This window comes from Deinococcus soli (ex Cha et al. 2016) (assembly GCF_001007995.1).
GTDB classification, from domain to species: domain Bacteria; phylum Deinococcota; class Deinococci; order Deinococcales; family Deinococcaceae; genus Deinococcus; species Deinococcus soli.
Window position 1 is genome coordinate 1175614 of record NZ_CP011389.1, and the last position, 22616, is coordinate 1198229.

Annotated in this window: 27 protein-coding genes and 1 riboswitch; of the genes, 15 read left to right on the forward strand and 12 right to left on the reverse strand. The window is 72.7% G+C overall.

Going from position 1 to position 22616, the window contains the following annotated elements:
* Positions 1-21: 21 nt before the first annotated feature.
* The 6 genes from SY84_RS05840 to SY84_RS05865 all read right to left on the reverse strand — a co-directional run bounded on the left by SY84_RS05840 (position 22) and on the right by SY84_RS05865 (position 5147).
* The gene (locus SY84_RS05840; RefSeq protein WP_046843231.1) at positions 22-429 is read right to left on the reverse strand and encodes a hypothetical protein; all 408 of its coding nucleotides are present in this window, start codon (positions 427-429) and stop codon (positions 22-24) included.
* Positions 422-1297, reverse strand: coding sequence for a YgfZ/GcvT domain-containing protein (locus SY84_RS05845; RefSeq protein WP_046843232.1), 876 nt, complete (start codon positions 1295-1297; stop codon positions 422-424). The genes SY84_RS05840 and SY84_RS05845 overlap by 8 nt, the downstream gene beginning before the upstream one ends.
* Before the next feature lie 180 nt (positions 1298-1477).
* Positions 1478-2569, reverse strand: a complete 1092-nt coding sequence (gene hemA, locus SY84_RS05850) for a glutamyl-tRNA reductase (protein WP_046843233.1) — start codon at positions 2567-2569, stop codon at positions 1478-1480.
* Positions 2566-3123: a precorrin-2 dehydrogenase/sirohydrochlorin ferrochelatase family protein gene (locus SY84_RS05855; RefSeq protein WP_245621418.1), complete on the reverse strand. Its 558-nt coding sequence runs from the start codon at positions 3121-3123 to the stop codon at positions 2566-2568. Before SY84_RS05855 ends, hemA begins: the two co-directional genes overlap by 4 nt.
* Before the next feature lie 155 nt (positions 3124-3278).
* The gene (cobA, locus tag SY84_RS05860; protein WP_046843235.1) at positions 3279-4793 is read right to left on the reverse strand and encodes a uroporphyrinogen-III C-methyltransferase; all 1515 of its coding nucleotides are present in this window, start codon (positions 4791-4793) and stop codon (positions 3279-3281) included.
* A gap of 72 nt (positions 4794-4865) precedes the next feature.
* Complete coding sequence (locus tag SY84_RS05865) at positions 4866-5147, reverse strand: hypothetical protein (RefSeq protein WP_046843236.1); 282 nt, start codon at positions 5145-5147, stop codon at positions 4866-4868.
* A gap of 110 nt (positions 5148-5257) precedes the next feature.
* On the opposite strand from SY84_RS05865, the gene SY84_RS05870 reads away from it, so the two are divergent.
* Entirely contained in the window at positions 5258-5980 is a 723-nt protein-coding gene (locus SY84_RS05870) for a hypothetical protein (RefSeq protein WP_046843237.1), read from the forward strand.
* Here SY84_RS05870 and SY84_RS05875 read toward each other — a convergent pair.
* The 3 genes from SY84_RS05875 to SY84_RS05885 form a co-directional block, all read right to left on the reverse strand.
* Positions 5977-6441, reverse strand: a complete 465-nt coding sequence (locus tag SY84_RS05875; protein ID WP_052751054.1) for an NUDIX hydrolase — start codon at positions 6439-6441, stop codon at positions 5977-5979. The genes SY84_RS05870 and SY84_RS05875 overlap by 4 nt on opposite strands.
* Entirely contained in the window at positions 6429-6878 is a 450-nt protein-coding gene (locus SY84_RS05880) for an NUDIX domain-containing protein (RefSeq protein ID WP_046843238.1), read from the reverse strand. The genes SY84_RS05875 and SY84_RS05880 overlap by 13 nt, the downstream gene beginning before the upstream one ends.
* 137 nt (positions 6879-7015) lie before the next feature.
* The gene (locus SY84_RS05885) at positions 7016-7942 is read right to left on the reverse strand and encodes a P1 family peptidase (RefSeq protein WP_046843239.1); all 927 of its coding nucleotides are present in this window, start codon (positions 7940-7942) and stop codon (positions 7016-7018) included.
* A 94-nt stretch (positions 7943-8036) separates the two neighbouring features.
* Here SY84_RS05885 and SY84_RS05890 point away from each other — a divergent pair, with 94 nt between their 5' ends.
* The 6 genes from SY84_RS05890 (at position 8037) to SY84_RS05915 (ending at position 13162) form a co-directional block, all read left to right on the forward strand.
* On the forward strand, positions 8037-9107 hold the full coding sequence (locus tag SY84_RS05890; RefSeq protein WP_046843240.1) for a peptidase C39 family protein: 1071 nt from the start codon (positions 8037-8039) through the stop codon (positions 9105-9107).
* 109 nt (positions 9108-9216) lie between these two features.
* A complete protein-coding gene (locus SY84_RS16440; RefSeq protein ID WP_157882905.1) occupies positions 9217-10845 on the forward strand; it encodes a pilus assembly PilX family protein in 1629 nt (542 codons plus the stop codon).
* Entirely contained in the window at positions 10842-11306 is a 465-nt protein-coding gene (locus SY84_RS16445) for a pilus assembly FimT family protein (protein ID WP_046843242.1), read from the forward strand. The genes SY84_RS16440 and SY84_RS16445 overlap by 4 nt, the downstream gene beginning before the upstream one ends.
* A complete protein-coding gene (locus tag SY84_RS15810; RefSeq protein ID WP_052751055.1) occupies positions 11303-11731 on the forward strand; it encodes a prepilin-type N-terminal cleavage/methylation domain-containing protein in 429 nt (142 codons plus the stop codon). Before SY84_RS16445 ends, SY84_RS15810 begins: the two co-directional genes overlap by 4 nt.
* Positions 11728-12492, forward strand: a complete 765-nt coding sequence (locus SY84_RS05910) for a PulJ/GspJ family protein (RefSeq protein WP_046843243.1) — start codon at positions 11728-11730, stop codon at positions 12490-12492. The genes SY84_RS15810 and SY84_RS05910 overlap by 4 nt, the downstream gene beginning before the upstream one ends.
* Before the next feature lie 40 nt (positions 12493-12532).
* Positions 12533-13162: a DNA-3-methyladenine glycosylase family protein gene (locus SY84_RS05915; protein WP_046843244.1), complete on the forward strand. Its 630-nt coding sequence runs from the start codon at positions 12533-12535 to the stop codon at positions 13160-13162.
* Between the two features lie 55 nt (positions 13163-13217).
* On the opposite strand, the gene SY84_RS05920 is transcribed toward SY84_RS05915, so the two are convergent.
* Complete coding sequence (locus SY84_RS05920) at positions 13218-13907, reverse strand: flavin reductase family protein (protein ID WP_046843245.1); 690 nt, start codon at positions 13905-13907, stop codon at positions 13218-13220.
* Between the two features lie 29 nt (positions 13908-13936).
* On the opposite strand from SY84_RS05920, the gene xseB reads away from it, so the two are divergent.
* The gene (gene xseB, locus SY84_RS05925; RefSeq protein WP_046843246.1) at positions 13937-14161 is read left to right on the forward strand and encodes an exodeoxyribonuclease VII small subunit; all 225 of its coding nucleotides are present in this window, start codon (positions 13937-13939) and stop codon (positions 14159-14161) included.
* A 48-nt stretch (positions 14162-14209) separates the two neighbouring features.
* On the opposite strand, the gene SY84_RS05930 is transcribed toward xseB, so the two are convergent.
* Entirely contained in the window at positions 14210-14746 is a 537-nt protein-coding gene (locus SY84_RS05930; RefSeq protein ID WP_052751056.1) for an NAD(P)H-binding protein, read from the reverse strand.
* 153 nt (positions 14747-14899) lie between these two features.
* On the opposite strand from SY84_RS05930, the gene SY84_RS05935 reads away from it, so the two are divergent.
* From SY84_RS05935 to SY84_RS05955, 5 genes are all read left to right on the forward strand, one after another.
* A complete protein-coding gene (locus SY84_RS05935) occupies positions 14900-15547 on the forward strand; it encodes a lysophospholipid acyltransferase family protein (protein ID WP_046843247.1) in 648 nt (215 codons plus the stop codon).
* A 34-nt stretch (positions 15548-15581) separates the two neighbouring features.
* A riboswitch (cobalamin riboswitch) is annotated at positions 15582-15670 on the forward strand.
* A gap of 175 nt (positions 15671-15845) precedes the next feature.
* The gene (locus SY84_RS05940) at positions 15846-16715 is read left to right on the forward strand and encodes an ABC transporter substrate-binding protein (RefSeq protein WP_046843248.1); all 870 of its coding nucleotides are present in this window, start codon (positions 15846-15848) and stop codon (positions 16713-16715) included.
* Positions 16716-17720, forward strand: a complete 1005-nt coding sequence (locus tag SY84_RS05945) for a FecCD family ABC transporter permease (RefSeq protein ID WP_046843249.1) — start codon at positions 16716-16718, stop codon at positions 17718-17720.
* Positions 17713-18513, forward strand: coding sequence for an ABC transporter ATP-binding protein (locus tag SY84_RS05950; protein WP_046843250.1), 801 nt, complete (start codon positions 17713-17715; stop codon positions 18511-18513). The genes SY84_RS05945 and SY84_RS05950 overlap by 8 nt, the downstream gene beginning before the upstream one ends.
* A gap of 22 nt (positions 18514-18535) precedes the next feature.
* Positions 18536-18889 carry a (2Fe-2S) ferredoxin domain-containing protein gene (locus tag SY84_RS05955; protein ID WP_046843251.1) on the forward strand — a complete coding sequence of 118 codons (354 nt, stop codon included), beginning with the start codon at positions 18536-18538 and terminating at the stop codon, positions 18887-18889.
* Positions 18890-18950: 61 nt separating this feature from the next.
* Here SY84_RS05955 and SY84_RS05960 read toward each other — a convergent pair whose 3' ends face one another.
* Positions 18951-20639 (reverse strand): HRDC domain-containing protein, encoded by a 1689-nt coding sequence (locus SY84_RS05960; RefSeq protein ID WP_046843252.1) that lies wholly within the window; start codon positions 20637-20639, stop codon positions 18951-18953.
* Positions 20640-20810: 171 nt separating this feature from the next.
* Between SY84_RS05960 and SY84_RS05965 the strand changes: the two genes are divergently transcribed.
* Complete coding sequence (locus tag SY84_RS05965; RefSeq protein WP_046844980.1) at positions 20811-22019, forward strand: vWA domain-containing protein; 1209 nt, start codon at positions 20811-20813, stop codon at positions 22017-22019.
* A gap of 65 nt (positions 22020-22084) precedes the next feature.
* Positions 22085-22612, forward strand: coding sequence for a DinB family protein (locus SY84_RS05970; RefSeq protein WP_046843253.1), 528 nt, complete (start codon positions 22085-22087; stop codon positions 22610-22612).
* The last annotated feature ends 4 nt before the right edge of the window (positions 22613-22616 follow it).

A 22616-nucleotide genomic window follows, 5' to 3' on the forward strand; every position in this document is an offset into this window, starting at 1 on the left:
TCTTCATGCTGTGCAGCCGGGTCAGCGGGGACGGGTCAGGACGAACAGGATCAGCGCAAACGTCCACAGCAGCGCCGCGAACAATGGCGCGGCCAGGAACGCGCAGCCCACCAGAAACGCGAGCCCCGGTGCCGTGGCGGCCTGCATCGCCCCGGCCAGGGCGCGCTGCGGGACGGGCAACGTCTCGTCGCGGGCAGTGCGGCGCGCGAGGTGCCACGCCACGCCCGCCAGCAGGATGACCAGCAGCAGCACGCCGCCCTGCGTCGCCAGCCCCTCGACCCGCAGGGGCCGCAGCAGGGCCAGCAGCGCCCCCAGCGGCAGACCCGGGGCGGCCAGGGTCAGGAACGCGAGTAGGTGGGCGCGCCGCGCGGCGCGCAGGTGCCCGGCGGCGTCCCCGCCTCGCAGGTCGCGGGTCAGGGCGTCAAGCATGCGCGGTGATGAGCGTGACGGTCGCGGGCTGCCCGGCCACCTGTACCTCCGCGCCGTCCGGGAGTTCCTTGCGCAGACGGGCCACACTGCCGCTCCCCGCGTGCAGTCCGGCCTGACCGACGACCTTCCCGTCCGCCGTGATCTCCGCACCCGCCTCCCAGGGCCCCGCGCCAGTCAGTCGCACGAGGTGGTAGCGGGCGTTCCCGCGTGCCTCCAGGCGGGCCATGATCTCCTGCCCCACGTAACAGCCCTTGCGGTAGCTGATGGCCGGCAGGGGCCCGGTCAGGTCCAGGCCGACCTCCTGCGGGAGGGTGCCGCTCAGGGCGTCCCGCGTGATGTCCGGGATGCCCGCCTGCACGCGCGCGGCGTCCAGTGCGGCCAGGGGCGTCTCGGTGCCGGGCAGGGCAGCCAGCACCGCCTCCTCGTGCCGGGCGAGGTAGTGCAGGTCCATGCCCGCCGCGCCCGTGCGGTTGACGCGGCCCGCCAGGACAGTGCTCCCGGCCAGTTCGAAGGTCTGCGCCTCCCCGCCGTCCGCCTGCCAGCCGGGCAGGGCCGAGCCGGGCCAGACGTGCACGGTCCGCAGCTCGTCGGTGACGTCCTGCACCTCCACCTGATCGAAGATGATGTACCGCCGCAGCCGCGCGGCCAGCGCCCCGGCCTGATTGGCGTCCAGGTGCAGGTACACGTCCTGCTCGCGGCGGTACGCGCGGGCGAACTGCTCGATCTGCCCCCGCACGTTCAGGAACGCGCAGGGCACCAGCCCCGGCGTGGGCGCCGCGCGGAGGTTGTTCGTCATCTGACCGTGCACGAAATCCACGCGGTCCGCGCCGGTCACGCGCAGGCTGCTGGAGGGAATCCGGGTCCACATGCCGCCCAGGGTACGGGATGCGGCGCGCGGCATGTGGAACGCGGATCGCAAGGCACCCCCCGCACCCGTCATCACTCACCCACGCAGCCTGTACTGGCCCGTCGCGGGCGCTGTTCGGGCGGGAACACGAGCAGGCGATGACCCCTGGTGTGAAGCCTGGGGTCATCTCCGCTGCTGCGGTCAGTCGCTGGCGAGGGCCAGTTCGCGCTGCCGGGCCTGCCGGGTCAGGTGCCAGCGGCTGAGGTCGGCGGCGGCGTCGCGGACGATGGCGTTCGCGTGCGGCAGCGCGGCGCGGCGGCTCTGCATGTTGCGCGCCACGATGCCGGTCAGGTCGTCGAGGTTGTGCAGGTGCGCGCCGGGCACCCCGGCGATGTCGGGGTTCAGGATGCGCGGCACGCTGATGTCGATGAGGAACATCGGGCGGCCCGGCCGCTGGCGCAGCGCGGCGTTCACGCCCCCGGCACCCAGGACGTAGTGGGGCGCGCCGCTGGAGGCGATCAGGACGTCGGCCTCGGGCAGGACCTCCTCGAGGTAGTCGGCGGCGCAGGGGCGTCCCCCGAGTTTCTCGGCGAGCTGCCGGGCGCGTTCCACGGTGCGGTTCACGACGATGACGTCCTCGACCCCGGCGGCGCGCAGGTGCGTGAGAGTCAGTTCGGCGGTCTCGCCCGCACCGATGATCAGGGCGGTGCGGCCCGCGAGGCTGCCCAGGGCCGCCTGCGCGAGTTCCACGGCGGCGCTGGAGACACTGACGATCTTGTCGCTCATGCCGGTCTCGAAGCGCACGCGTTTCCCGGCGGCCAGGGCGCCCTGCGCGACCTTGTTCAGGGTGGTGCCGGTCAGGCCGCGTTCGCGGGCGTCCATCCAGGCGCGTTTGACCTGCCCCTGGATCTGCGTCTCGCCGATGACGAGGCTGTCGAGGCCAGCGGCGACGCGGTACAGGTGCGTGACGGCGGCCTCGCCGGTGTGGACGTACAGGTGCTCGCCGAGGTCCTGCGCCCAGGCGCCCTCGAAGGCGGCGCGGGGGTCGCCGCTGACGCCCGCCATGTACACCTCGGTGCGGTTGCAGGTGGCGAGCAGCATGACCTCCTGCGCGTAGCCGCACAGGTGCGAGAGCAGGGTGCCCTCATGCCCGGCTCGCACGGCGGCGCGTTCGCGGACCTCGACCGGGGCGGTCTGGTGGTTCAGGCCGACGACCACGAAATCCAGCGCCTGCGGGGCGTGCGTGCCCGTGCGGGTGAGCAGGGCGTGCGCGGTGGGGCAGGCGAGCGTCACGCGAGCCCCACGGATTGGCGGATGTCGCGGCGCAGGGCGTCCAGCGTGGCGGCCCGCACGGTTTCAGGCTGGGTCAGGGCGATCTCGCGGCGGGCGGCCCAGCCGTCCAGGGTGGCCTCGTCGGGCAGCAGGGACGCGACGCGTTCGGCAATTGCCTGGGCCAGCAGGGGCAGCTCCCGGCCGCTGGTGACGGCCACCTGCACGCCCGCGCGACGGGCCTGCGCGGGGAAACGCCAGTTGCCGCGCGGGGCGTCCCCGGCGTCGTTCACCAGGGAACCCTGCGCGCGCGCGTCGCGCACCACGGCGTCGTTCACGTCGGCGGAGCTCGTGGCGGCGACGACCAGCGCCGCGCCGCTCAGGTCGCCCCGCCGGTAGTGACGGGTCAGGGCTGTCACGGGCAGCGCCGCGAAGTCCGGGTGCTGCTCGGGCGCGACGACCTGCACCTGCGCCCCGGCGTCCAGCAGGGTGCGGGTGCGGCGCAGCGCGACCTCTCCCCCGCCGACCACGACGACGCGCACGCCGCGAAGATCAAGGAAGGCTGGGAGGAAACTCACGTGGCGCAGCATAGCGTGCCGGGCGCGGGGCAGCCGTCCCCGACCGATCGGTAAGAAAGACGACTGGGACGCGATTGCACCCCAGATTCGTCACTGCGCGCGGAACGCGGGGGACGCGGTGCGCGGACGGCGGGGTCGGCCCCGTCATCCATCCCCTATTGCCCATCCCCCGCCCGCAGGGCGGCCTCGGCCGCGTCGGCCAGGGCGTCCAGCGTCGGCACGGCCGCCACCGTCACGCGCGTGAAGCCCGCCTCGCGCGCCGCCTCGGCCGTCTGCTCGCCCATCGCCGCCACGCGGAAGTCCGTCCCGGCCAGGGCCGCGAGGTGCCGCGCGGCGCTGCCGGACGCCAGGGTCACCACGGCCGCGCCGCGCAGGCGGTCCATGCTCAGGTCGTCGGGCCGGGCGGGTTCGGTGCGGTACAGTTCTGCCCGCCCGTACGGCAGGCCGCGCGCGGCCAGGGCGCGTTCCAGGTGATCCTCGGCCAGCTGCGAGGTGAGGTGCAGCAGCGTCCCGCCGTCCGGCGTGGCGGGAATCTGCGCGCCCAGGTGCCGCGCGCCCGCCACGCTGGGCACGAAGTCCGCGCGCAGGCCACGCTCCGCGAGGGACCGGGCCGTGCTGGGGCCCACCGCCGCCAGCCGCGTGCCCGCGAGGTGCCGGGCGTCCAGGCCCAGCGCGTCCAGGTGCTCGAACAGCGCCGCGACCGCCTGGTTGCTGGTCAGCAGCAGCCACGCCACGCCGCTCAGGTCGCGCAGGCGGGCGTGCAGCGCCTCCGGCTGCGAGGTCGGCGCGAAGCGGATCAGCGGGACCTCCAGCACGCTCGCGCCCCGCGCGCGCAGCCGCTCGGACAGGTCGCTGGCGCCCACGCGGGTGCGGGTCACGGCGACCGTCTGCCCCGCCAGCGGCCCGCGCGCCCCCTGCGCCGCCTGGAACCAGCGCAGCGGGTCGTGCAGGCGCACCACCTCCCCCACCACGGTCACGGCCGGGGCCTCCAGACCCGCCTCGCGGACCCGGTCCGCGATGGTCGCCAGGGTGCCGGTCACGCTGCGCTGCTGTGGGGTGGTGCCCCACTGGATGGTCGCGGCGGGCGTTTCCGGGGCGCGGCCCGCGTCAATCAATTCAGTGGCGATGCCCTCCAGGTTCCTCACGCCCATCAGCAGCACCAGCGTGTCCACGCCCGACAGCCGCCCGTAGTGCGCGCTGCCGCCCCGCGTGTTCCCGGTCAGGACCGCGAACGACTGCGCCAGATCGCGGTGCGTGACGGGAATGCCGGCGTAGGCCGGCACGGCCAGGGCGCTGCTCACGCCGGGTACGACCTCGAAGGGAATCCCGGCCTGCACGCACGCCTCGGCCTCCTCGCCGCCGCGGCCGAACACGAACACGTCCCCGCCCTTCAGGCGCACCACGCGCCGCCCACACCCCTCCAGGGCCTTGCGCACCAGCAGGTCGTTGATCTGCTCCTGCCGGATGTACTCGGAGAAGCCCTTCTTGCCCACGTAGATCGTCTCGGCCTGCGGGGCGAAGCGCAGCAGGTCCGGGTTGGCGAGGTAGTCGAACAGCACCACCTCGGCCTGCTCCAGCGCCTCACGTCCCCGCAGGGTCAGCAGGCCCGCGTCGCCGGGCCCAGCGCCGACCAGGGACACGAACGCATGGGAGGAGGCAGGCGCAGTCATGCGCCCCAGGGTAACGGCCCCCGGCACGCGGGAGAGCCGACCCGTTTAATCCACCTCTATGCAGCGTCCCGGTCAGTCGGCGGCGGTCGCGTGCACGTCACCCAGGTCCAGGTGATGCGCAGACGTGTCGTGCAGCCCCGCGAAGCGCAGGTGCCGCTGGCAGATGAACCACATCTCGTCCCGGTCGTTCGGGAGGATGAAGTACGCGTCCGACGACTCGGACGGGTTATACACCCCCAGCACGCGGTAGGCGCGGCCCTCGCTGAAGCCGCTGGACAGGGGCCGGGGCATTGGTGCGCGCGGCCCATCGAGTTCCACGATGCGGACGAACAGGTGAGGGTGGAAGGCGATCATGACCCATCGTTCACCCACGCAGCATCCGGCAACGGGGCGATGCGTCACAAGGTCAAGGCTGGCCTAAGGCCGTCCCCTCGCTGCCCCCCGCAGCCGCTAGGCTGGTCCTCATGAATGATTTCATCCGGCAGCTTGCGCGGGCCGAGGCCGCCGCCCACGGGCGGGGCGGCACGCGCGCCGAATTTGGCCCGCTGGTCGCCGCGCACCACGGTCCGGGCCTGCCGCTGAACAGCGCGTGGCACGACGGGAGTGCGTCCCTCACGGAAGCGGACCTGCTGGACTTCGAGGCGTTCAGTGCCGCGCACGACATGCCCGCCACGCTGCACCTGCTGTCCCCCGCCGTGAACGAGGTCCTGCCGCCCCTGACCGCGCGCGGCTACGCCCTGACGTACGTGCTGCACGCCTACACCCACGACCTGCGCGACCTCCCCCCGGCTCCCACTCTGGACGTGCGCCGCAGCGACGATCCGGACGACTGGGCGGCCCTCTCCGCGCAGGGCTTCGGCCCCGGCAGCGAGGCGGTCATGCGGGTCGTGGCGCACCTGCCCGGCACGGGGCTGTACCAGGCCCACGTGGACGGACAGCCAGCCGGAACCGCCGCGCTGGGCCTGACAGCAGGCGTCGCGGCGCTGTTCGGCACGTCCACCGTGCCAGACCGCCGGGGCCTGGGTGTGCAGACCGCGCTGCTCGCCGCGCGCCTGCACGCCGCCCACACGCAGGGCGCGGCGCTCGCCAGCGTGTTCGCCACGCCCGGCAGCGCCAGCGAACGCAACATCCGCCGCGCCGGGTTCCGACTGACCACCCTGCGCCTGACCTTCACCCGGACCGGTTAGAGCACGCCCATGCACACGCGCAGGTGCGCCAGCGCCGCGCGGTCCACCGGCCCCAGCCCGTGGGGCAGGGCGTCCAGTGGCCAGAAGCGAAGTTCGGTGCCCTCCAGCCCGTCCGCGTGGGGCACCCCCACCCAGCGGCGCACCACGTACGCGGCGGACACCTGATAGAACTCGTCGCCGTTCGGCAGGCGCACGAAGGTGTCCGGCCCGCTGACCACCGTGAACAGGAGGGAGTCCAGGACGGTCAGGCCGGTCTCTTCATGCACCTCGCGGCGCAGCGTGTCCTCCAGGGACTCGCCGGGTTCGCACAGCCCGCCCGGTGTGCCCCAGCCGCCGGTGTCGCTGCGCCGTTGCAGCAGGACCTCCTCGCCGCGCAGCAGCAGCGCGCACGCGCCGGACAGGATCAGCGGCATCGGGCCGGTGCGGGCGCGCAGGTCGCGGATGTATGTCACGCGGTCCATGCCAGGGCGGCGCGGCCCAGGCGGGTCAGCGGGAGGTGCGGGAGGTCGGCTCGCGGGAAGAAGCGCAGGTCGGCGAGTTCATGCCCGTCGGGCTGCGGGGTGCCGTGCCAGCCGGTCACGCGGTACGCGGCGGTATACGCGAAGAACTGGTCGCCGTTCGGAGCCTCGCTGAGCCCGGCCGGGGCGAGCAGGTCGATCAGGTGCGCGCCCTTGACGGTCAGGCGGCTCTCCTCGTGGACCTCGCGGCGCAGGGTGGTATCCGGTGATTCGCCCAGTTCGCTGAGGCCCGCGATGAGGCCCCAGCGGTCGGCGTTCACGCGCCGCGCGAGCAGCAGGTGCCCGTGCAGGTCGGTGATCAGCGCGGCGACGCCGATCAGGTTGACGGGGCGCGGACCGATCAGCGCGCGGAGGTCACGGACATAGCCTTCTCTGCTCATATGAGCATGTTACACAACGTACTTCTAGTGCGATGTCGGGTTCGAGCAGCGGTTTCCAGTTCCGCCCAGGCGCCAACGGCACGCCCCTGGGCTCCACTTCCAACCGCTGGTCTTGACGGCTTCTCGCTTCGCTCGTTTCAGGGGTGCCGAGAAGTACCCTCACCACCCCTGAATTCCGCTGAGCAGCGCACCGCGTCCCGCACCGCCGCGCACACCGCCTCCTGCACCAGGGCGCCCAGCAGCAGCGGATCGGCCGCCGGGAGCGCCCCCGTGCTCACCATGAACGCGCTGTCCCCATCCCAGAAGGTGTGGCTGGGGTGAATCACGCGCGACAGCGCCGCCTGCGCCGCGTCCGCCAGCCGCCGGCACTCCGCCTTGCTCAGGGCGTGCTCGGTGACGACCGCGACGAGCGTGGTGTTCTCCGCGTCGCCCGGCGTGAACGCCGCCGCGCCCGGCCCCACGCCCGGCCCGGCCAGCACCCCGCCCTGCTCGTCCAGCACATCCCCGATCGGGTTCACGACCGCCAGCGCCCCCACCCGCACCCCGTGCCGTTCCAGCAGGACGCTGCCCAGCCCGCCCGGCACCGCGCCGCGGCCCAGGTACTTCCCGGCGGTCGCCCCGGTGCCCGCCCCCACCCGTCCACGCGGTACGGGATCGCTGCTGGCCGCGCGGGCCGCCTGTTCCCCCTCGGCGTCGCCAGGGCGGACGTCCGCGCGGCCCACGCCCAGGTCGTAGATCACGGCGGCGGGCACGATCGGCACGCGCGCCCAGGGCGTCTCATGGCCCACGCCACGTTCCTCCAGCACCCGCACCACGCCCGACGCCGCCGCGAGCCCGAAGGCACTCCCGCCCGTCAGGAGCAGCGCGTGAATGCGCTCCACCTTCTTCTCCGGGGCGAGCAGCACGCCCTCGCGCGTGCCCGGGCTGGGGCCCAGGAACGACGCGGACGCCACCGCACCCGCCGGGGGCAGCAGGATCGCGGTGCAGCCCGTGCGGGCCTGGGCGTGCGTCCAGTGGCCCACGCGCACGCCAGGGATGCCGGTCAGGGTGAGGTTCGGGGTCATGCGGGCATTCCAGCACTTCCGCACGCGGCAATACCACTTGCCACCGCGCCACTCACCACAGCGCGCGGCCCAGGCGGCATCATCCGGGGCACACATGTACCGCGGCTCCCTCCTGCCGGCCCTCGTTCTTTCAGCGTCCCTGCTCGCGCCGGGCGCGGAGGCCCTGACGATGACGTACCCGAACTCCACCACCACCATCCACGAGCAGCCCGGCGACTGGGCCGGCGGCGAGGGACGCGGCGCGGTCGCGGGCGCCGCCGGCCTGAGCCTCGCGCCCGGCGCGACGAGCGGCACCTGGACGTCCGCGCCCCTGCGGGTACCCGCCTTCGACGAACTGGTCCCCTCGTGGAACGCCGTGACGCCCGCACGCGGCAGCGTCAGCGTGGAGGTCCGCGCGCAGAACGCCGGCGGCTGGACCCGCTGGTTCAGCTTCGGCACCTGGAGCGACGCCGGGGACCGCGCCAGCCTGGACGGGCAGAAGGACCGCGCCGGGCAGGTCCTGACCGACACGCTGCGCCTGACCGCCAAGTCCAGCGCCGTGCAGTACCGCGTGACGCTGCGCGGCGCCGGGACCGCCGTGCGGCTCGTGGCGCTGAACACCAGTGACCGCGCCCGCCGCAGCGAGGCCCTGGGCACCCCCGGCAACCGCGCCGCGTGGGGCAAGGAAGTGAGGGTGCCGCAGCGCTCGCAGATGCTCTACCCGGACGGCGGGGAGGTCTGGTGCAGTCCCACCAGCGTCTCCATGATCCTCGCCAAGCACGGCGTGAACGTCAGCGTACCCGACGCGGCGCGCGGCACCTTCGACCGGGTGTACGACGGCACCGGCAACTGGGCCTTCAATGCCGCGTACGCCGGGGCGCGCGGCATGCGCTCGGTCGTGCTGCGCCTGCCCAGCCTCGCCGCCGCCGAGACGTTCACCGCGCAGGGCACCCCGCTGGCCGTCAGCCTGGGCTGGAAGGCCGGGGAACTCCCGGGCGCGCCCCTGCCCAGCTCGGGCGGGCACCTGATGGTCCTGACCGGCTTCGACGCGCAGGGCAACCCGGTCCTGAACGACCCGGCCGCCCCCACCGACGCGGGCGTGCGCCGCACCTACCCGCGCGCCGCGTTCGAACGGCTGTGGCTGGGTCACTCCGGCGGACTGGCGTACCTGATCACGCCCCGCTGAGAACCGCACCCGACCACCCGTCGCCCCCCTGACCGGGTGTGTACCTGAACGGGTGGTCACTGCCCAGTTTGAGGTATTTTCCACAGCCGCGCGGACGTACCGTGAAGGCATGAACACGTCTCATGGGGGGAGGTTCAGCAGACCTGAGCAGGGGGTGGCACTGGTCGTCACCCTGCTGTTCACCGGGATCGTCCTGATGATCATCGTCATGACCAGCGCCACCCTGGTCACCGGCGCGCGCAGCGGCGGCGCCGAGGAACGCCGCGCGTACCAGGCGCTGCTCGCCGCCGAGAGCGGCCTGAACACCGTCATGGTGCGCGTCAACCGCCGCCTGACCAGCACGCCGTACACCGGCAGCACCCAGACGGACCTGCAGACCTGGCTGGGCGGCCTGAACAGCGACCCCGAAGCGGCCCTGTTTCCCGCCACGTTGACCTTCACCCCGAACAGCGCCGACACCTTCACCGTCGAGTCACGCGGCAGCGCCGCGGGCGCCGTCAAGATCGCGCTGCAGGACTTCACCCTGAAACCGGTCTACCTGTCCACCGGCATGCGGCTGCGCGCCGCCCTGACCTCGCTGCCGCGCATCAACGCCAACGGCAACGCGACCATCACCGGGCAGTCGAACCGCGGCCAGATCACCACGCTGGCCGGGACCGGCGTCAGCGCCGCGCTGGGCAGCAGCGTCGTGACCGTGACCGTCACCGACGCCAGCGGCCTGACCAGGGGCGACTACGTGCAGGTTCCCGCCGGTACCGCCGGGCAGCGCTTCCGGGTGGACGGCATCAGCGGCGCGCAGCTGAGCCTGACCAGCGTGCCCGGCCCACTCGCGACCGCGCTGGCCGCCACCGCCGGGACCGGCGTGGACCTGATCCTGAACGCGGCCGCCCAGACGACCACCAGCGTCACCGATCCCCTCACGCAGCGCGTGTCGAACGCCGCGGACTTCACGCCCGGGGAAGTCGTCACCGTCGGCGGCTTCAAGGCGACCGTCACCGCGATCAGCAGCAGCGGCAGCGGCCCCGACGGGCTGGTCCTGGACTGGCAGGCCGGGCAGCCCGCCGCCATCCCCGAGGGCACCGAGATCACCCGCGACCTGTCCGCCATGCGCAGCGCCAACGCCATCGACGTGAAGGACACCGACAAGGCCCTGAGTAACTTCACCATGGACGGCAGTCAAGACTGCGTGATCACCGGCACCAAACCGAACACCAGCGTCAAGTGCGAGGGCGCCGCCGATCCACTGCTCACGAACGGATCGGCGCTGGAAGCCGACAAGTTCTTCACGCAGCAGCTGCTGGGCATGACCGACACGCAGCTGAACGAGCTCGTGCCGCTGTCCTACCCGGATGCCAGCGGCAAGTTCCCGCCGATGGTGAACGCCATCCGCCGCATCCGCGCGCAGGACTTCGACGCCATGCTCAAGAACAGCACCTCCAGCGGCCTGCTCATCGTGGACGGCGACATCAACTCCAACGTCAACGGCAACACCATCTTCAACGGTTTCATCTACTTCCGCGGGAACCAGGGCGGAAAGTTCAATGGGAACCTCACCGTGAACGGCGCCATCGCCGTGCGTGGCGGCCCGATCGAGGGCATCACCACCGACGATGTCGTCACCGACATCACCGGCAGCCTCAACATCAACTTCAATGCCGTGAAGCTCCGTCAATTGCTGATGAACACGCGTGGCGGCCTGACGCTGAACGACACCCAGGGCACCTGGAGGCAACGGTGAGACCCGCCGGTTTCACGCTGCTGGAAGTGCTGATCGTCGTGGCGATCGTGGGCATCCTGGCCGCGCTGGGCCTGGGCAGCTACACCCGCTGGCGGGCCAGCAGCGCCGTCGGCGAGGGCACGCAGGTCTTCACGCAGGCCGTGAACGCCGCGCGCACCGGCGCCAAGCGCCTGAACACCTGCCAGGAGGTCCTGCTCACGGCCGTCAGCGCCAGCCCCTCCCTGACGGTCCGCTCCTACCCGGGCAGCACCTGCAGCGGCACGCCCACCACCCGCACCCTGAATCTCCCGGCCGGCGTGCAGGCCAGTCTGGACAGTGGCGCGAACAGCCTGTCGTTCCGCGCGCCCTATGGGTCCACGGACGCCGCCCCGGCACAATTCACCGTGTTCTGGGCGGCCAACCCGGCCATCACGCGGCTCGTGCGGGTCACGGGCATCTTCGGGAAGGTGATCGTGAAATGAACCGTACCACGCACGAAGCGGGCCTGACGCTGATCGAGGTGCTGATCGCCCTGGCGATCTTCACAGTGCTGAGTATCGCCGTGCTGGGCGTCCTGCCCACCCTGTTCAAGGTGAACCGCAGCAACCAGAACGACCAGGCCGTCACGGTGGCCGCCAAGGCCTTCATGGAATCTGTCCGCACCGGGTACAGCGCCCAGAGCACCTTCGACGCGGGCACGCTGCCCGCCGCGCCCGACACCAGCCTGATGGGCGGCCTGACCTGCACCACCAGCCAGACCAACCCGGTCCCGACCTGGGTGACCGCCACCGGCAGCCCGATGCTGCGCCGCGTCACGCTGAGCTGCACCGGGAGCGGCCAGCCGACCTACGCCTTCACGCTGGACTTCGGGCGTCCGGTCGGCACGCCGGGCGGGGCGGGCTCGTGAGGCGCGCCGCGCGCGAAGCAGGGCTGACCCTGATCGAGATCCTGCTCGCCCTGGGCATCATGGGCGTCGTGATGGCCCTGATCACGAACTGGCAGACCGGCACCCTGAACATCACCACCCGCACGAACGCCACCGCGCGCGGCCTGACGGAACTGAACGACCTGACCGGGTACGTGGGCGACCGCGTCCGCACGGCGCAGCGGGTCCGGGTGGCCACATCGGGGCTCAGCGTGAACAGCGGCAGCGGGAACACCTGCTCGGCGCTCTCACCCTGTCTGGCCGTCGTGCTGCCCGAGACCAACCCCACGACCGGCGCCGTCACGAAGTACGTCCTGTTCGTGTACCGCATGGAACCCCGCTCGAAGGTCACGGCTGACAAGACCCCGGACGACTGGGCGGAAGACCACGTGCAGGTCATGCGCGAGTACCGCAGCGGCGACTCGGGCACCACACCCGTGAACTGTGTCCCTGCCGCCGGGCAGACCTTCGAGACGGCCACGGGCGCGGGCTGCGCCGCCATGCAGGGCCTCGCGGGGCTCACCTCGGTGGGCGGGTTCAATCCGTACCTCGTGGCGGATTACCTGACGCCCTCGGATCAGCTGCCGGGCAGCGCCGCGCCGTTCGAGTGGAGCGCCGCGACCCGGTCGGTCACGCTGCGCGTCCAGTTCCGCCAGCAGGCGGGCGGCCGCGTGACGAGCCTCCCCCCCACCCAGGCCTACGCCCTGAACGTCCAGGCGCGCAACGCGCCGGTCGTGCCCTGACCGGGGACCGCTCCCGCGTCCCGGCTGGGAGAATGAGGGCATGCCCCTGCCCGTCCATCAGGCCCCCCTCGCCGACCACGCCGCTGCGGCAGCCCACCTGTCCCGCGACCCCGTCCTGGCCGGGGTGATCGCCCGGGTGGGCGACCTGCCGGTCCTGGCCCCCACCGCTGACCCATTCGGGACACTGATCCGCAACGTGACGGGTCAACAGCTGAGCGTGAAGGCCGCCGCGAGCATCCACGCCCGCGTGACGGCCACCCTGGGGGAGGTCACGGCCGACACGCTGCTCGCCGCCAGTGGCGACACCCTGCGCGGCGCGGGCCTGTCATGGGCGAAGGTGCGGACCGTGCAGGCCATCGCGCAGGCCGCGAAGACCGGCGCGGTGGACTTCACGCACCTGAGCGGGCAGGACGACGAGACCGTGATCACCGAACTGCTGCCCCTGCCCGGCATCGGCCGCTGGACCGCCGAGATGTTCCTGATGTTCGCCCTGGCCCGCGCGGACGTGTTCAGCCTCGGGGACCTCGCGCTGCGCCAGGGCCTCGCGCGACTGCACCCGGACGCGCCCACTGCCGAGATCCTGAACCGCTGGGCCCCGTACCGCACGCTGGCCGCCCGCTACGTCTGGGCCGACAACGCCCGCGTGAAAGCGGGCGGGGAACCGGTGTAAGCGGGTGATGGGTGATGGTCAACAGCGTGTGCGCGGCGTACCCGCCCGCGTCAACTCACTTCCCACTCCCCACGTCCCCCTGCCCCTTCTGCCACTCCTCGAAGGGAATACGGTCGATGACGAAGGTGTCGCGCGTGCGGGCGTACGTGCCGCGTCCGCCCATGCGGCCGATCAGGTCCAGCAAGCCCGTGTCCACGTGGTGCCGGTCGACGTCCTGCACGGCGTCCGAGCGCAGGGTCAGGCCCAGCACCTCGCCCAGGATGATGCGGGTGCGGCCGATCAGCACGGTCTGCACCTCGCGGCATTCCAGCGCGGCGGGCGCGGCGGCCACGCGCGGCACCGCGACCTTCACGCCCGGCGCGAGGGAAATGCCCAGCGCGTCCGGTTCCCCCTGCCCGTGCGGGAAGTCGGTGGCGGTGGCATTCATGGTGACGGCCAGCGCCTCGCTGACGAGGTTCACGGTGAACTCGCCGCCAGAGGCGATATTCAGCGCGGTGTCCTTCGGCGTGCCGTCGGGCCGGTCGCCGGGCGCGAACGCCACGACGGGTGGGTCGCTGCCCATCAGGCCGAAGAAGGAATACGGCGCGAGGTTCACGTGCCCGCCCTCGCCCAGCGTGCTCACCCACGCGATCGGGCGGGGCGTAACGGTCGCCGTGAGCAGCTTGTACCGCGCCGCGCCGGGCAGCGCCGTCAGGTCGAAGTGCGCCACTGGCAGGGCGGCCGGTGCAGAATCGGCGGGGGTCATGCGCGCAGCGTAGCGGTAGCATAGCCAGCATGACTGAGCCTCAGCCCACCTCGTACCGGGAGGCGTACGCCCGGCTGAGCCGCATCGCCGCCGAACTCGAATCCGGAGAGGCCGACCTCGACCGCGTCCTGCCGCTGCTGGAGGACGCCCGCGCCGCGTACGCCCAGTGCCGCGAGCGCATCGAGGCGGTCCGCGCCGTGCTGGCCGGAGACTGGGCCGACGGTGAGGATGGAAGCGACGAAGACGAGGAGTAGGTGGGAAATGGAGGGTGGGTCGGAGGTCAGCCCCAACCCACTGCCCCCTTACAACTCGGCGACGGCCTGCGCGACCGGGGTGTCCCCGGCGACCACCTCGAAGGTCTGCCCGGCGCGGCGCAGGTCGTTCAGGTAGGCGGGCAGTCCGGCGCTGACCCTGCCGGTGCCGGGGGCGTCGGTCAGACCGCCGGGCCGCACGACCGTCCATGCCAGCGGGCTGGCCGCCGTGCTGCGCGTCAAGGCCGTCTCGGACGTGCAGTGCAGCACGGGGGCCAGGAAGGGCGGCATCTGCTCGGGGCGGTCCAGACCCATGGAACTGACCACCACCAGCGGCCCCGGACTGCCCGAGACGCGGCGGCGGACGAGTTCAGCCGTCGCGGCGGTCAGGGCGTCCCCGTCGATGGCCTGGAGGTGGCCGCTGGCGCCGGCCCCGGCGGCCCACACGACCGCATCGGCACCGTGCAGCGCGAGCATGTCGGCCTGTTCCGTGGTGGGTACCAGTGCACGCACCTGATGCCCGGCGGCGGCCTGCGCGGCCACGCGGCAGCCCACGCCACCGGCCGCTCCGATCACTGCGAGATTCATGGCCGCGCAGGCTGCGCCCGTCAGGGTGGCGAGACCGCACGCTCTGCCACGGTTGTCCCCACCACCACCGGAAGGGTCAGCGTGGTCCCTGCGCACCGGGCATGCGCCAGAACGCGGAGGTCAGTTCGTGGGTGCGGGCGTATCCTGCGGGCAATGAGTGACGCTGCTCACCCCGAGAAGCCCGCTGCCCCGTCAGCCGCTAAGGCCCCCACGGCCGAGCCGCCCGCGCCGCCCGTCATTCCGTGGGTGTACCGGCTGGTGGTGGACACCACGTACCTGCCCGTGATCTTCAGCGGCATGCACCTGGAGGTGCACGGCCGCGAGCACGTGCCGCCGCCCGGCACGCCGCTGGTCGTCGCGGCCAATCACGTGAGCGCCCTGGATCCGTTTCTGGTCGCGCGGGCGCTGCCGCCGGGCCGGTTCCTGCAGTTCATGGCGAAGAAGGAGCTGTTCATCCCGGTTATCGGGGACATCATCCGCGCCGGGGGGTCGTTCCCGGTGGACCGCAGCGGGAACGACCTCGGTGCGGTGCGCACGTCGCTGCGCATCCTGAAGGCGAACGGCACGGTCGGGATCTTCCCGCAGGGTACGCGCGGCGGGCATGAAATGCAGGGCGGCGTGGCATTGATCGCGGCAAAGGGCCGCGCACCGATCCTGCCTGCTGGGGTCAGCCGCGACGGCAAGCGCTGGATCGTCCGCTTCGGGGCGCCCATCCCGCCGCGCGGGGGGATCAAGGCCATCACCGGGGAACTTGCCGAGGTGCTGTCCACGCTGGCCGTCCCGGTCGGGCAGCGGCTGTAGCGTCCGGCGCTATACTCGCGGGTGACGGCTGCGGGGGGAAGTCCGGTGAGAGTCCGGCCCTGTCGCGCAACGGTAACCCTGCCCCCTCATCACATGATGGGCGGCGGGGAAGGCCGAGCACCCCCGCCGTTCGCGCCGCCCGGAGTGGGCGGGCGTGGCTTGACCCCTCGCGGACTGGGGGCACGCCGTGAGCGCCCCCTGTGCGGGGCCTGCCACGGACACTGTGTTTCCCGCCGCCGCCCCCAGCCGGGCGGCGCGTTTCGTTGCCGGAGGGAAGGAGTTTTCCATGACGTTCCCTATGAAAGGCATCCTGACCCTGATCACCCTGAGCGGCGCCCTGAGTGGCGCGGCCGCCGCGACCTCCTACCCGCTGACGATCACCGACGACCTGGGCCGCAAGGTGACCCTGAAGGCCGAGCCGAAACGGATCGTCAGCGTGCTGCCCAGCACCAGCGAGACCGTGTGCGCGCTGGGCCTGTGCGACCGGCTGGTGGGCGTGGACGACTACAGCGACTACCCGCAGCAGGTGACGAAACTGCCCAAGGTGGGCGGCCTGTACAACCCGAACATCGAGGCGATGGTGGCCCTGAAACCCGACGTGGTGCTCGTCAGCCAGTACGGGAAGCTGGCCGAGCCGCTGACGCAGGCGGGCGTCACCGTGATCGCCGTGAACCCCGAGACGTACGACGAGGTGTTCAGCAAGACGCTGCTGCTCGGGAAGATCCTGAACCGCGAGGCTCAGGCCAAGACGCTCGTCGGGAAGATCAAGGGCGACATCGCGCGCGTGGAGATCCTCACGAAGAACGCCGTGCGCAAACCCACCGCGTACTTCGAGATCGACCCCACGCCGTACTCGATCGGGCCGAACTCGTTCATGGGCGTGCTGCTCACCAAGGCGGGCGCGCGGAACATCATCCCCGCCAGCATGGGCGACTTCCCGAAGGTGGACCCCGAATTCATCGTGAAGGCCAACCCGCAGCTGATCCTGGGCGTGGACGCCAGGACGGCGGGCGCGCGCCCCGGCTGGAGCGGCATCAGCGCCCTGAAAACCGGGAAGGTCCGGGACATCCCGGCGGAGCTGAACACCATGCTGGGCCGCCCGGGACCGCGCCTGGGGCAGGCGCTGATGGGCCTGGCGAAACTGATTCACCCGGAACTGTTCAGGTAAATGCAGGCCGCCGCGCCCCGCCGGGGGCTGGGGGTGGGTCTGGGCACGCTGCTGCTCGCGGCGCTGCTGCTGGCCGCCGTGGTGCTGGGCACCGGGCTGGGCAGCGTCACCATTCCGCCCGGCGAGGTGCTGGGCGCGCTGTGGCGCGGCGTGACCCGGCAGGCGCTGGCCGGCAACGACGTGATCGTGTGGCAGATCCGGCTGCCGCGCGTGGTCATGGGGGCACTGGTGGGCGCGAGTCTCAGCGTGTGCGGGGGTGCGTTCCAGGGCGTGTTCCGTAATCCGCTGGCGGACCCGTACCTGCTGGGCGTCGCCAGCGGCAGCGCGCTGGGCGCCACGGTCGCCATCGTGGCCGGGTGGCCCCGCACGCTGATTCCTGTGTCGGCGCTGCTGGCGGCCCTCGCGGCGGTCGCATGCACCCTGTCCCTGGCGCGCGAGGGGCGCCGCTTTCCGCCGACGCGGCTGATCCTGGCGGGTGTGGTGGTGGGCAGCGTCCTGAGCGCGGCGACCACCGCGCTGATCCTGCGCGGCGAGGACCGGGCGCGGCAGGTGCTGGCGTACACGCTGGGCGACCTGGGCTTCAGCGGCTGGCGGGACGTCCTGACGGTGCTGCCGTACGCGGCGCTGGGCTGCGGGGCGCTGCTGCTGCTGGCGCGCGCGCTGGACACCCTGCAACTGGGCGAACTGACCGCCCGCAGCCTGGGCGTCCCGGTCGAGCGGCTGCGGCTGATCGCGGTCCTGGCCGCGAGCCTCGCCACGGCGGGCGCGGTCGCGTACGTGGGCGTGATCGGCTTCGTGGGCCTGATCGTGCCGCACATGATCCGCCTCGCGTTCGGACCCGGGCACCGCACGCTGCTGCCCCTCTCGGCACTGCTGGGCGGGGCGCTGCTGGTCGGCGCGGACCTGCTGGCCCGCACCACGCCGCTGTCGCAGGTGGGCATCGTGACGACCCTGCTGGGCGGCCCGTTCTTCCTGTGGCTGCTGCGCAAGGAACGCCATGAATAACGGCGCGCCGGACACCGACGCCCTGGTCGCGCGGGACGTCCACGTTCACGCCGGGTCGTTCCCGGCGGTGCGCGGCGTGAGCGCGGCGTTCCGGCCCGGTGTGTTCAGCGCCGTGATCGGCCCGAACGGCGCGGGCAAGAGCACGCTGCTGCGCGCCCTGCTGGGCCTGAACCCCGTCACGCAAGGGGAGGTGACTCTGGCCGGGCGGCCCCTGAAGGCCTGGAGCCGCGCGCAGCGGTCGCGGCAACTGGCGTACCTCGCGCAGAGCGAGGGGCTGCCGGACGGCGCGCGCGTGCGGGACGTGGTGGCGCTGGGGCGCGGCGCGGGCGACTGGCGCTTCGGGCTGCTGCCCCGCACCCCCTGGACCCCCGCCGACGAGGCCGCCGTGGACGCCGCGCTGGACCGCACCGACACCCGCCGTTTCGAGGACCGCCGCGTGTCCGAACTCAGCGGCGGGGAGCGGCAGCGGGCGGCGCTGGCCCGCGCCCTGGCGGCCGAACCGCGCTTCCTGCTGCTGGACGAACCCACCAACCACCTCGACCTCGCGTACGCGCTGGACGTCGTGCGCTACCTGCGCTGCGAGGTCGCGGGCGGCCTGGGCGTCGTGGCGGTGCTGCACGACCTGAACCTCGCCGCGCGCGCCGATCACCTCGTGCTGCTGTGCGGCGGGCGCGTGCAGGCCGCCGGGTCCCCGCACGAGGTGCTGACGCCCGGGCACCTGCACGCCGCGTACGGCCTGCACGTCAACGTGGTGCAGCACGCAGACCGCCTGCTGGTCATCCCGCAGGATTGAGCAGCGTCACGTAAGGAGAGGCATGCCCCCGAAGTTCTTCCCCACCCACGGCCACCTGCTCGTCTGCCAGGGCCCGAACTGTCAGGCGCGCGGCTCGGCGCTGCTGCACAAAGCCCTCTGGAATCACTTGGAACGCCAGTCGCTGGCGTACTACAAACGTGGCGGGACGCTGCGCCTCACCGAGAGCGGCTGCCTGGGCGCGTGCAGCTACGGCCCGGCGCTGTGCGTCTACCGCCCCGACCCCGGCGGCGCGGGCCTGGAGGAAGCGTGGTACGCCGCCGTGGACTTCCCGCTGGCCGCGCGGGTGGCGCAGGCCACGCACGACCGCGCGCCCCTGCCCGCCGAGCACCGCTACGGACCGGACCCGGACGCCTGAACGGACAGCGGAAGGGGGCGGGCCATTCGTGGCGCCGCCCCCTTCCCTTTCAGCCGACCTTTCAGCCGCGTACGACGTCCAGGATCTTGTCGCCGTACTTGCCCAGGCGGGCCTGCCCCATGCCCTTGACCTCGCGCAGGTCGTCCAGGGTGTACGGGACGCGCCGGGCGATCTCGGCCAGGGTGGCATTGCTGGCGATGATGAAGCGGCTGATCTCCTGGCGTTTGGCCTCGGCATTGCGCCACTCGCGCAGGCGGGCGTAGATCGCCAGCTGCCCGTCCGTGAGGTTCGCCGCCGGGTCCTCCTTCCCGCCGGGCAGGTCCGGGGGCAGGATGACCGGGGCAGGTTCGGGCGTGGGCTCCGGTTCCGGCTGGGTGTTGGCGGGCTGCTCCATGACAGAACCGGCCTGTTCCGCCGCGGGCTGGTCCTGCTCCTCGACGGCCTGATGGCGCACGTCCGGCACCTGCGGGAGGTTCGGGGCGTCGGGGCCGCTGCTGACCGGGGTGGGCAGCGGCGCGGCGACCTGCGCGGGCGAGTCACTGAACACGATCTCGGGCTCCCAGGTCTCCTCCGGCTCTGGCTGGGGCGCAGGGGCGGGTGTACTCACAGGGGCCCCCGCTGCGGCTGGAGGCTCGAAGGTGAAGCGTTCGGGCACGTCGGGCTGATCCGGCTGCGACGGGGTGCTGGGCGCGTCGGGCTGCTCGCCGCGCGCACCGGTCACGGGCGGGCGGAAGTCGCGGCGCTCGAAGCGGTCGCGGCCTCCCCGCTCGCGGCTGTCCCGCCGTTCGTCGCGGCGACCTCCGCGTTCCCGGCGCTCAAAGCGGTCGCGGCTCTCGCGGCGCTCCCGGAACTCGCCCCGCTGATCCGGGCGGCCATCCGGGCGCGGCTCGCGCTCGCGGCGGTCCTCCTCCTGCGGCGCGGCCGCCTCCGGGGCCACCGGCGTGGCGGGCGTCTCCTCTGCGGTGGCCTCGCCGCGCAGCAGGGCCAGCGCGACGCGGGCGTCCTCCAGGCCGGGCGTGATCAGGACGCCGCCCGGCACGCTGCGCGCCGCCGCCAGCACGCCGCCCAGCGGGGCCTCGCTGTCCGCCGCCTCGTCCGGCGCCAGCAGCAGCGCGGTCGGTCCGGCAGGCTGCGCCGCGCCGCCCAGCCGCTCGGCCAGCTGCGTGGTCGTGCGGGCCACGCGCGCCAGCCGCAGCGGCAGCGTCGCCACGTCCCGCAGCGCCAGCGCCACGCTCAGGTCGCTGGGCGCGGCGGCCACCGGGGCGGGCGCGGCTCCCGTGCCGAACAGGGCGCTCAGGGGCGCGTCGCCGTGCCCGGTCAGGGTCACGCTGTCGCGGTACACGACCAGCCGCGCGCCCTGCGCGAGCCAGGTGCCGCCGGGCGCCAGCGTGGCGTCCACGATCACGGGCACCCCGGCGCGGCGGGCGCGGTCCAGCTCGGCGGGCGTGGGTTCCAGCAGCCACACGGCGCGCGCGCCGCGCCAGTCGGCGTCCACGCTCGCGGCGGCCAGCCCGGCGGCCGCCAGCGCCTCGCGGCTGACGCGCACGCGGGCGTCCACCCGCAGCGTGCCCGCACCCAGGTGCTCGGCCAGCTGGCGGGCCAGGGCGGTCTCGTCGCGCAGCAGCAGGCCCCACGCGGCGCCCTCCAAGTCGGCGAGCGCCCCCGCAAGGCGGGCGTGCGGATCGCCCCGCCCGGCGTGCAGGCGCACGAGCCGGGCGTCAGGACGAACGGAAGTCACGGGATCAGTCATGCCCTCCATTCTGACGCACCGCGCGCCGCGCGCGCCGCCACACGTCCGGGGGGCCTCTCTTCACGTTCGCTGCTCGCCCGGTCACCTGCGGCAACCCCGGGCACGCAAACGCCCAGAGCCTTACAAACCCCGCGCCGGAAACGCGCCATGCTGCGGGCGACGGAGGTTCACATGGCGCGTGTCACGCGGTACAGCAAGTTCGAGGGGGAACTCGATCAGCTCGAGAGCAGCGAGCTGATGCAGATGATTCAGGAGGCGCTGCTGGGCCAGGGCATGAACGACCCGTACGACCCGGACCCGGACGCGCGCCCCAGCATGGACGACCTGTTCGACGCGATCCTGCAGGCGCTGGCCGAGCGGAACATGATCCCGGAGGAGCAGCTGATGGAGGCCATGCAGGCCGACGACATCCGCGAGACCGGGCTGGGCCAGCAGATCCAGCGCCTGATGGACAAGCTCCAGCAGGACGGCTTCATCCGCAAGGAGTTCGAGGATGGCGAGGGCGGCGGCGCGGGAGATCCCGGCGACGCGAAGTTCCAGCTGACCGACAAGAGCATCGATTTCCTGGGGTACAAGAGCCTGCGGGACCTGATGGGCGGCCTGGGCCGCAGCAGCGCCGGGTCGCACAACACGCGCGAGTACGCGTCGGGTGTCGAGATGACCGGTGAACTCAAGGGCTACGAGTTCGGGGACACCATGAACCTCGACACGACTGCCACCCTCGGGAACGTGATCAGCAAGGGCTTCGATAACCTCGAAGAAAGTGATCTGGTGATCCGGCAGGCGGAGTACAACTCGTCGGCGGCGACGGTGGTGCTGCTGGACTGCTCGCACTCCATGATCCTGTACGGCGAGGACCGCTTCACGCCCGCCAAGCAGGTCGCGCTGGCCCTGGCGCACCTGATCCGCACGCAGTACCCGGGGGACACCGTGAAGTTCGTGCTGTTCCACGACAGCGCCGAGGAGGTCCCGGTCGGGAAGCTCGCGCAGGCGCAGATCGGGCCGTACCACACGAACACCGCGGGCGGCCTGCGGCTGGCGCAGCAGCTGCTGAAGCGCGAGAACAAGGACATGAAGCAGATCGTGATGATCACCGACGGGAAACCCTCGGCGCTGACGCTGCCGGACGGGCGCATCTACAAGAACGCGTACGGCCTGGACCCCTACGTGCTGGGCGCGACGCTGCGTGAGGTGGCGAACTGCCGCCGCAGCGGCATTCAGGTGAACACGTTCATGCTGGCCCGCGACCCGGATCTGGTGGGCTTCGTGCGCCGCGTCAGCGAGATGACGCGCGGCAAGGCGTACTTCACGACGCCGCACAACATCGGGCAGTACGTGCTGATGGACTTCATGACGAACAAGACCAAGATGATCAACTGACGCAATGGGGCATTCAGGGGCGGGCGGCGTGAGGCGGTCTGCCTCTGCCCTTTTATGCTGCCCGTATGAACGTGGATCTGGGGACGGTGCGGGGGCAGCTGGCGCGGACGCCGGGCGTGCTGGACGCGCTGCTGCGGGGCCTGCCGGGGGACTGGGTGGGGCTGGACGAGGGGCCGGGGACGTGGTCGCCGCGTGGGGTGGTGGCGCACCTGTCGCACGCGGACCGCACGAACTGGCTGCCGCGTGCGCGGGTGCTGCTCGCATGGGGCGAGGCGGAGGTGTTCCCGCCGTTCGACCGGGCCGGGCATCAGGCGGCGGAGGCGGCGCGGTCCCTGGATGAACTGCTGGACGACTTCGCGGCGGTGCGGGCGGAGAGCCTGCACGCGCTGGACACCCTGAACCCGGGTCCGGCAGAGCTGGCGCGGCGGGGCACGCACCCGGAGTTCGGACCCGTGACGCTGGCGCAGCTACTCGCGACCTGGGCGGCGCACGATCTGGATCATGTCCTGCAGATCACGCGCACGCTGGGCGGCGGGTACCGGGAGGCGGTGGGGCCATGGCGGGCGTACCTGCGGATCATGCGGCCCGCGTAGACCA